This is a genomic window from Rhodococcus sp. 1168 (genome assembly GCF_002091955.1).
In the GTDB taxonomy this organism is placed as follows: domain Bacteria; phylum Actinomycetota; class Actinomycetes; order Mycobacteriales; family Mycobacteriaceae; genus Rhodococcoides.
Window position 1 is genome coordinate 1 of sequence record NZ_MKKY01000080.1, and the last position, 8,556, is coordinate 8,556.

Below are 8,556 nucleotides of genomic sequence, written 5' to 3' on the forward strand. Positions count from 1 at the left end.
GCTCAGGCTGTGTAGGTCGGCAAGTATCCGGCGTCGATGGCCTGCGCGAGTGAGGGCGCAGCTTTGTCTTTGTCGGAGAGCTGGTACTCGAGCGGTGAGCCGTCGCGAGCGAGGGTGGGCCAGTCGATCGCCAGATCGGTATCGAGCGGATTCATGTCGCGATCCAAAGCCGGGGTGTATTCGATCGAGCACAGGTACATCACCGTCGAGCCGTCTTCGAGCGACAAGATCGCATGCCCGAGGCCTTCCGGGAGATACACCGCACGACGGTCGACGTCGTCGATCAGCACGCTGTCCCAGGTCCCGAATGTCGGCGACCCGACCCGCAGATCGACGATCACATCCAGAAACGCACCCTTGGTGCAGGTGACGTACTTCGCCTGACCGGGAGGGGTGTCGGTGAAATGGATACCGCGCAGTACCCCGGCTGCCGAAACGGAGCAGTTCGCCTGCGCCAAATCCAACGGCCGCCCGACGGCCTGTTCGAAGTCCGAGGATTTGAACCATTCGAAGAACACGCCACGATCGTCACCGAACTGACGCGGGGTGAATTCGAAGGCACCGGGGATTTTCAATTCACGAAAACTCATCTGCAGATCCTCTACTTGCCGCGGTCGACGAGGTCGAGCAGGTATTGCCCGTACCCGGATTTGACGAGCTTGGTTGCCCGTTCCCGCAGCTGATCGTCGGTGATGAATCCCCGCCGCCACGACACTTCTTCCGGTGAACCAATTTTCAGGCCCTGCCGTTGCTCGATGGTGCGCACATAATTGGAAGCATCCAGTAGCGAATCGAAGGTGCCGGTATCGAGCCATGCCGTCCCTCGGGGCAACACTTCCACGGCAAGACGCCCGGCGTCGAGGTAGTGCCGGTTGACGTCGGTGATCTCGTATTCGCCGCGCGCCGACGGCTGAAGATCGCGGGCGATGGCGAGCACGTCGTTGTCGTAGAAGTACAGGCCGGGGACGGAGAAGTTCGACTTCGGGACCTTCGGCTTCTCTTCCAACGAGATCGCTTTGCCGGCGGCGTCGAATTCGATGACGCCGTACGCGCTGGGATCTTTCACCTCGTAAGCGAAGACCGCGCCGCCGTCGATGTCATCGAATCGGTCCAGCTGCGAGCCCAGTCCGGGACCGTAGAAAATGTTGTCACCGAGCACCAAAGCGGCACTGTCGGAGCCGATATGCTCCGCTCCGAGGACGAACGCTTGAGCGAGGCCGTTCGGCTCGTGCTGAACCTTGTAGGTCAGGTTGATGCCGAACTGGGAGCCGTCACCGAGCAGACGTTGGAACTGCTGCGAATCCTGTTCGGTGGTGATGATCAGAATGTCGCGGATATTGGCCAAGATCAGCGTCGAGAGTGGGTAGTAGATCATCGGCTTGTCGTACACCGGCACCAACTGCTTGCTGATGCCCATCGTGATCGGATGAAGACGCGACCCGGTACCGCCCGCCAGAACAATTCCACGCATATTCGGAAGTCTCGCAGATCAAGAAGGTCCTCGCGCGTCCGCGGTCACTGCCATTCGATGCGAAACGGCTGTTCCTCGGTCTGTAGTGGCCAACTTCCCGGCCAATCAACGCGAGGGTCTGCGCGAAGCTCGTGCACCTCGGCGGGTATGGGTTTTGCGTCGAGTTCTATGCGGTCCCAAATGGTGTCTTTCACTGAAACTCGCCGAGCGAACTCACGCAACTCAGGTGACGCATGTGTCGATTGGGACTGCCCCCACTTTGATTGACTCGTTGACCTGTCCCACGGTTTGGCTTCCAGATTCGGTGATGAGTCGAAGGCCATATTGAAAACTCTCCGACTATGCCGCGCCCATACCCTCCCGAGTAGGTACCCGCGCGAACTCGGTCAAAGCCGTTAGCGGAGGACTTCGGAGAGTCGTCTGATTCCCTCGGCGATCTGGGCTTCGGTAGCGGCACCGTAGGAGAAGCGCAGGAATGGTGCCGTTGGTTCGTCCACGAAGAAGTGTCGCCCGTCGCCAAGGAGCAGACCGGCCAAGTATGCCGCCGCGCAGATGTCCCGGGTATCGACCCCCCGAGGCAGTTGTGCCCAGAGATGGAGGCCGCCGCGTGGGATGTGTGGAATATGGATGTCGGGCAGGGCGGTATGGAGCGCGGTGACGAGCACGTCGCGTCTCGCGGCGAGCTCAGCGCGTAGTCGTTTTAAGTGCCGGGGCCATACATGCGAGGTCAACAGTCCAAGGGCGATGTCTTGCACGATCGGAGAAACACAGAGGTCATCGGCAGTGCGGGCCGCCCGAAGCCGCTCGCCTGCGGGGCCGCGCGCGATGACAGCCCCGAGACGGAGTCCAGGGGAAGCCGCTTTTGTCAGGGTAAAGATGGAGACGACGTGTCCGTGCGGGTCTTCGGTAAAGAGCGGGGGCGGGGTCTGACCGTCGATACCGAGGTGTCGGGCCCAGTCGTCCTCGATGATGAATGCTCCGTGACGGGCGGCAAGTTCGAGCACCTGCGTCCGACGCTCTGCACTCAATACAGCGCCGGTCGGGTTCGCGTAGCCCGGTTGCAGGTAGATCACGCGAGCCTTGGAGCGTTCGAGTTCATCAGCTAGGCGGTCGACTATGACCCCGTCAGCATCCGCAGGCACGGATGCAAGGCGGAGACCCGCGCTCTGCGCAGCGAGGATCGCGCCCGGGTAGCTGGGACTCTCGGTGATGACCGTTGCCCCCGGCTCGGCTAGTGTGCGCATCGCGAAGACGAGGCCCTGCTGTCCGCCAGAGACTACGAGCACGTCGTTCGGGTCGGCACGGTACGGGGAGGCGAGGACTCGCCGCAGCTCCGGCGATCCGGCTGGAGGTGTCATCACCCAGGCGCGACTGCCTTTCGCCGCACGCGATCCAATGCGATGTAGTTCTTCGTTCGGCAGCAGTTCAGGGGCGAGGTAACCCCATGAGAGCGGGATGTGCTCGGCGGTGCCGTAGCCGCCCAGACGAGAGGCTCGGTCAGCGTCCACTCTGGCGCGCCCGAGCGCCTGAGACTGCCACGAAAAGTCCGGCTCATGCAGGCGTTCGTGGCCCGCCACGAAAGTGCCACGACCAGGCTCGGCTCGTACCAACCCCAACGCACTCAGTTCCGAGATCGCTGTGGAGACAGTGGCCGCACTCGCCTGGAACTCTGCGGATAGTTCGCGCACCCCAGGGAGCTTCTCTCCAGCATGCATTGCCGCGATCTTCTGCCGCAGGTGTGCAGCAATCTCCGAGGCTCTGTTATCATAGAACATGAGACTAGTAAATAACGTTACCGTCATTTATGCAATGCTGTTACGGCCCAGCTGCGGAGTGCAGTCAGCGGTATCGGCGATGCCATAGTGAACCCTCGCTCCTCTGTTCTGCGAGATTTCTCGATCTCCGCGGTGGTCGCGGGGTTTCTCTCGGCTCTCATTAACTTCGCCGGGCCATTCCTGATAGTGCTCGAGGCCGCTCGTGCCGCAGGTCTGACCGAAATGGAAACCGCATCGTGGGTGTGGGCTCTGTCGATCGGCAACGGGGTGTGCGGCATCGGGCTAAGTCTCTTCACACGGATTCCTGTGATCGTCGCTTGGTCGACGCCGGGTGCCGCGCTACTGATCGCCTCGCTCGGTGGTTTCTCGTTCGCCGAGGCCGTTGGCGCGTTCCTCGTCGCCTCGGTCGCTGCCGCGGTGGTCGGGTACACAGGCTGGTTCGGGTGGCTGCTCGATCGTGTGCCCGGACCGGTGCTGCAGGCGCTGCTGGCAGGCATCCTCCTGCCCTTTGTCGTGACCGCGGCGGGATCTTTCGCAAGTGCGCCGTTGATCGCGGGAAGCATCGTCGTTGTCTTCTTTGTCGGCAAGCGCTTCTTCGATCGCTATGCGGTGCTCACCGCCCTCGTCGTCGGGATCGCTATGACGTGGGTGACCGGATCCTTCGACGCAGTGTCCCCGTCTCTCGCACTCGGAGGCCCCGTGTTCACGATGCCGGCCTTCACCCCTGCTGCGCTCGTGAGCATTGCGCTGCCGCTGTTCATTGTCTCGATGGCGTCGCAGAACGCGCCGGGTCTCACGTTGCTCCGCTCTCAGGGGTACGAGCCAAACGACCGCCTGCTTGTCGGTGTGATCTCCACGGCTTCGGCGGTCCTCGCCCCCTTCGGTTGCCATGGCATCAACCTCGGCGCGATCACCGCCGCGATCGCTCTCGGCCCCGACGCACACCAGGATGGCGCCAGGCGCTACATCGCCGGACTTTCAGGCGGCCTCACCTACCTCCTTGCAGGTTCGTTCGGGGGCGTGCTGGTGGCCGGGTTCCGGTCGATCCCGAGCGAGTCCGTTTCTGCGCTCGCCGCCGTCGCACTGCTTGGATCCACGCTCACTGCGCTCAAGGGTGCGATGGGCGGTGATTCGCGCACTGGTTTCGCGGCCCTGACCTGCCTTTCGGTGACGATGTCGGGCGTCGTTCTTTTCAGCGTCGGTGCTGCGTTCTGGGGGCTCATCGCGGGTAGTGCCGTGTATCTCCTTCTCGACCCGCGACCGTTTCGGGCCCGGGTCGAGAAGAGAAGGGGGGACGCAGTGGTCAAGTGACCTGACCTGGGCGCATCCGTATCCCGCGTTGGAAGTTCAGTCCTAGCGGGCACGATCGCTTGCCCCGTACCTACCTGAGACCCCAATACCAATAGGAGCCACCCATGGCAATGAACACCACCCCGACGATCCGGCTACTCGCCGCTGATGACGAGACTCGCTGGCGTGTCCTCTTTCGTGAATATCGCGCGTTCTACAAGCTGCCGGAGTCCGAGATAGTCGTCTCCCGTGCGTGGGGATGGTTTATGGACCCCCAACATGAGTGCAAGTCGCTCGTCGCTGCAGTGGACGGCAATATCATCGGGTTCGCGCATCATCGTCGCTTTTCCTCGCCGTATACCGGAACCACTGGCATCTTCCTCGACGATCTGTTTACCGACCCCGCGATCCGGGGGCGGGGTGTTGGGCGTGCGCTGATCGGACGTCTCACAGAGATGGCTGCTGCCGAGGACCGGGCGGTGGTGCAATGGGTGACCGCAGAAGACAACCATCAAGCCCAGGCCCTCTACGACACACTCGCGATGCGAACGAGCTGGGTCACCTACGAGGCCGAGCCATCTAGGAAGTGAGTGCAGCAAACTAATCCGACGCCCTCGCTGGTGGATTCACGCTGCCAGGATCCATAGGGCCATCGTCGGGCGGCCGGAACAGGAACTGTAGAGCCCCCTGCCGCTCGACGATGGCACGAGAACGAGAGATTGTGGAAGCCTCGACCGGCCTAGGGGCACTACTATTGGCCACCTCTGCGTATTCGGGTCCTGCAGGATCCAGCCCCATCATGGGGACCTGCCAGAGCGGTCGACGCAGCGTGGCGTGTCTGAGCATCGGGCTCAGCGGCAGCGTGGAGCCGGTCAGGAGCGTCCTTCCCATCGTCAAGGTCGCCATCGGAACCGCTCGGAGTGTGTCTCATTCGATGAGTCATCGATTCATCGAATGCAACCTCATATCACATCAGGTCAGGGCGTTGGGTCGTCGCGGAACCAGTGACTGGGGCCCAGTCACCAGGTGCTCTCCGGGCCGACCAGCGGACCAGGGGAGTGATGCCGCGGTGCCGTGGACGTGGTGTCCCGCAGCATGATCGACGGAGTTCTCGGTGATGCATCGGATGCAATGTGCAGTGGTTCTTATGTCATAGCGCCGGTTATCAGACCTACTCTGCGGAGCTGCCGGGGTCGCCGCGGCCAGCATGCCGGCTCGATGAGATCTGTGGACGGCGCCGAGACAGCGACCCGATCTGCATCCGAGTACACACACAGGGACTCTCCGCTGCGACACCTATTCGAGCGCTGACCGACGTGGTAGTTTTCAACGCAAGGTAGCCCCGCGCCCGATGGCGTCGCCCATCGGTTCCTCGAGTGCGTGGGGTTTTCACGATGATTGCCGAAACGGCTGATCGTTTTCTCACTGTGTTCGTCCCGGGATGGGTTCTCGATTCTCGTTCCCTTGCGCCGCCCGCCCGCGGTGACGTCATCGACGTCGCATTGGCCATCTATCCCGCCGGGCCGACACCCTCACCATGTGCGCGCACCGTGCGGGCCACCGTGCGGCCGCTGTTCGGGCGTATCCTCTACAGCTCCCAGGAGGGTGCTGCGGTGGCCGCTAGAGGTGCTCGGTGACGGATGGTCCGCCGAGTGGCTGTCCGATCAGCCCCTGGCGGGACGAGTCGACCTCACCGGAATGCTCACCTTCAATATCTCGTCCTCCGAGAATCCCGCCCGGGTTCGCGGCAGGGTGCGGCGGGTCCAGCTCGTCGAACAGCGTATCGAGCCAACCGACAGCGGGTGGCGCGTCGTGGACGGCACCGAGCGGCTGACCGAGGTCGAGTCCGCCCCACACCACTTCTGGTCGAACCGGCACACGGCCCCGGCCGAGGAGCATGTCCAGGCGACGGGGGTGCTGGTCGATCTGGACGTCGACGACGTGCCGGCCGCGACGGTGGAGTTCGTCGCCGGCGCGGTGTCCGTGGACGGTCTAGATGTGTGGGTGATGGATCGGTCGAATCCCATCCTGCTGCACGTCGATACGGGGTCGACGCCACCGCGGGTGGTCGAGTACCTGGTGCCGCTGACGATCGAGCCGCCGATAGATCAGTGGACCCGCAAGGTCCGCGCCGACCGCGACGGGTGCTGGATCACCTCACGGTACGAGGTGTTCCGGTGCGACCGGGCCGGGGACAGGACGCTTGGCGTGTCCCCGGTAAACGGGGCCACCCTGTTTTAGAGTCTTGTTGCCCATGAACTGGGCGGATAGACACCCCAGGGCTCTAACATGTCAAGCGGCACTGAGTTGTTGGGCGTCTCGGTGTCCCCAGGCGGTGTGCTCGTCATAGTTGCTGTGATGTCGTAGGCAACCGTGGAGGATGCCGACGAGCCTGTTGCCGAGTGCCCGTAGCGCTTGGTGGTGGAGGTTGCCCGCAGCACGATGGCTATCGTAGTAAGCGCGAGCGCCTGGGCTCTGGCTGAGTGCACAGAATGCCCATTGGTCAATCGCGTCGTAGAGGCGTCGATTCCGAACGTGACGAGCGAGAACGGCGCGTTTCTTGCCGGATGCGACGGTCAGGGGTGACGTGCCGGCGTAGTTTTTGCGAGACTTGGCCGTGGTGTATCGGTTGGGATCGTCTCCGAATTCACCGAGCACCCGGGCGCCGAGGATGACACCGAGTCCTGGCAGGGAGAGGTAGATGTCGGCGTCCGGGTGTGTTCTGAAATGTGTTGAGAGAACTGCTTCGAGGTCAGTTATTTGTCGGTTCAATTCCGCTATCAACGCGACCGCCGATCGGGTAGTTGCGGCGAACGCTGCTGCGACGGGCGGTGGCGCAGCCAGTTGGTCTTTACGTAGCGATACGCGAATTTGCTGGGCTCTTGAATCTACATTGCGCTGTCGCCCAGCGCGTTTCAGTATCGAGCGTATAGACGAGGTGCTGAGATGTTCGGCTTCGGCGGGCGAAGCGGCGCGCGCGAGCACTGCGACTGCGTCGCGGTCATGGAGGCATTCGAATGCATCCAGGGCACTCGGGTAATACTCGAGCAACGCTGAGCGCAATGCGTTGGTCTGGCGATTGCGGGACCAGATCAGATTTTGGTGACCACGGGCCAGCACTTTGACGGCTTCGGCATCCGCGGTGTCGCCGGCGACGGTGCGATGATTGTGGCGGTCGGTGCGAACTAGGTCTGCTAGTAGTTTCGCGTCTCCGGCATCGGATTTCGCTCCGGATACATGGTGTCGGTCACGATAGCGTGCGGCGGCGAGCGGGTTGATGGCGTAGATCGTGTATCCGCCTGCGAGCAGCGCAGATACCCACAACCCTCGGTCGGTTTCTATCCCGATGACGACATCGGCTGGCGTGGGGGCGTGCGCGGCCACGACGTCGTGGAATGCCGCGATACCTGCCAACCCTTCAGGTAGTCGGCGCGTGGCCAGGCGTTTACCGTCGGTGTTCATTACGTGGATATCGTGGTGGTCTTCGGCCCAGTCGTCTCCTACGAAAATCATGTTGCATTCCTCTCCTCGCACGCGTTCGGTCATTGCTCGGTGAGCCTTCGAGGGATCCGGACTGCGACCTAATGGATCAGTGCCCAGTGCGGCACGACACCCCAGCAGCGTTCTGTGGAACCCTCACCGACTGGTGGGTGCACGATCTATCCTCAGGAGTCGAGAAGTTCACTCCCGGACGATGAAGTGCTCACCCACCAGCGGCTCAGTGATCAGCATTCTCCGACAGGGCTGCGCGGTGACGAAGACTCGCCGATCGAGTCCCATTAGGACGATGGAGAACATGGCTGGACGGAAACGCAACTCTGCCGAGGACATCGTGCGCAAACTACGGCGCGCCGATGAACTCACCGCTGCAGGCAAGACGCAGGAGGAGATCGCGGCAGACCTCGAGGTATCGGCGGCGACCTTGTACAACTGGCGTCGCCAGTACGGCGGGATGGACACCGACGCCGCGAAGGAACTCAAGGACCTGCGCGAGCAGAACTGCAAGCTCAAACGCCTGCT

9 protein-coding genes are annotated in these 8,556 nt (G+C 62.6%); 5 read left to right on the plus strand and 4 right to left on the minus strand.

All coding sequences use genetic code 11. From position 1 onward, the window contains the following. Nucleotides 1-2: 2 nt before the first annotated feature. From BJI47_RS18615 to BJI47_RS18625, 3 genes are all read right to left on the minus strand, one after another. Nucleotides 3-590, minus strand: a complete 588-nt coding sequence (locus BJI47_RS18615) for a dTDP-4-dehydrorhamnose 3,5-epimerase family protein (RefSeq protein WP_088942945.1) — start codon at nucleotides 588-590, stop codon at nucleotides 3-5. An 11-nt stretch (nucleotides 591-601) separates the two neighbouring features. Continuing rightward, a complete protein-coding gene (rfbA, locus tag BJI47_RS18620; protein WP_088942946.1) occupies nucleotides 602-1,471 on the minus strand; it encodes a glucose-1-phosphate thymidylyltransferase RfbA in 870 nt (289 codons plus the stop codon). Between the two features lie 395 nt (nucleotides 1,472-1,866). Then, nucleotides 1,867-3,246 carry a PLP-dependent aminotransferase family protein gene (locus tag BJI47_RS18625; RefSeq protein ID WP_088945148.1) on the minus strand — a complete coding sequence of 460 codons (1,380 nt, stop codon included), beginning with the start codon at nucleotides 3,244-3,246 and terminating at the stop codon, nucleotides 1,867-1,869. An 87-nt stretch (nucleotides 3,247-3,333) separates the two neighbouring features. Between BJI47_RS18625 and BJI47_RS18630 the strand changes: the two genes are divergently transcribed. From BJI47_RS18630 to BJI47_RS18650, 4 genes are all read left to right on the plus strand, one after another. Next, nucleotides 3,334-4,557 (plus strand): benzoate/H(+) symporter BenE family transporter, encoded by a 1,224-nt coding sequence (locus BJI47_RS18630; protein WP_088945149.1) that lies wholly within the window; start codon nucleotides 3,334-3,336, stop codon nucleotides 4,555-4,557. A gap of 104 nt (nucleotides 4,558-4,661) precedes the next feature. Further along, the gene (locus tag BJI47_RS18635) at nucleotides 4,662-5,126 is read left to right on the plus strand and encodes a GNAT family N-acetyltransferase (protein ID WP_088945150.1); all 465 of its coding nucleotides are present in this window, start codon (nucleotides 4,662-4,664) and stop codon (nucleotides 5,124-5,126) included. An 804-nt stretch (nucleotides 5,127-5,930) separates the two neighbouring features. Further along, entirely contained in the window at nucleotides 5,931-6,173 is a 243-nt protein-coding gene (locus BJI47_RS18645) for a hypothetical protein (protein WP_088945152.1), read from the plus strand. Continuing rightward, nucleotides 6,163-6,777 carry a DUF6578 domain-containing protein gene (locus BJI47_RS18650; protein ID WP_088945153.1) on the plus strand — a complete coding sequence of 205 codons (615 nt, stop codon included), beginning with the start codon at nucleotides 6,163-6,165 and terminating at the stop codon, nucleotides 6,775-6,777. The genes BJI47_RS18645 and BJI47_RS18650 overlap by 11 nt, the downstream gene beginning before the upstream one ends. Nucleotides 6,778-6,828: 51 nt before the next feature. Here the strand turns inward: BJI47_RS18650 and BJI47_RS18655 are convergent, their stop codons facing one another. Further along, a complete protein-coding gene (locus tag BJI47_RS18655) occupies nucleotides 6,829-8,049 on the minus strand; it encodes an IS110 family transposase (RefSeq protein WP_088945154.1) in 1,221 nt (406 codons plus the stop codon). Between the two features lie 283 nt (nucleotides 8,050-8,332). Here BJI47_RS18655 and BJI47_RS18660 point away from each other — a divergent pair. Further along, nucleotides 8,333-8,556 (plus strand): transposase (locus BJI47_RS18660; protein WP_254900468.1); only part of this gene is annotated, 224 nt, incomplete at its 3' end.

Excerpts from the sequence above, each read along its gene's own strand:
- BJI47_RS18615 (WP_088942945.1), bottom strand. The coding sequence starts at position 590 with ATGAGTTTTCGTGAATTGAAAATCCCCGGTGCCTTCGAATTCACCCCG.
- rfbA (WP_088942946.1), bottom strand. The coding sequence starts at position 1,471 with ATGCGTGGAATTGTTCTGGCGGGCGGTACCGGGTCGCGTCTTCATCCG.
- BJI47_RS18625 (WP_088945148.1), bottom strand. The coding sequence starts at position 3,246 with ATGTTCTATGATAACAGAGCCTCGGAGATTGCTGCACACCTGCGGCAG.
- BJI47_RS18635 (WP_088945150.1), top strand. The coding sequence starts at position 4,662 with ATGGCAATGAACACCACCCCGACGATCCGGCTACTCGCCGCTGATGAC.
- BJI47_RS18645 (WP_088945152.1), top strand. The coding sequence starts at position 5,931 with ATGATTGCCGAAACGGCTGATCGTTTTCTCACTGTGTTCGTCCCGGGA.
- BJI47_RS18655 (WP_088945154.1), bottom strand. The coding sequence starts at position 8,049 with ATGATTTTCGTAGGAGACGACTGGGCCGAAGACCACCACGATATCCAC.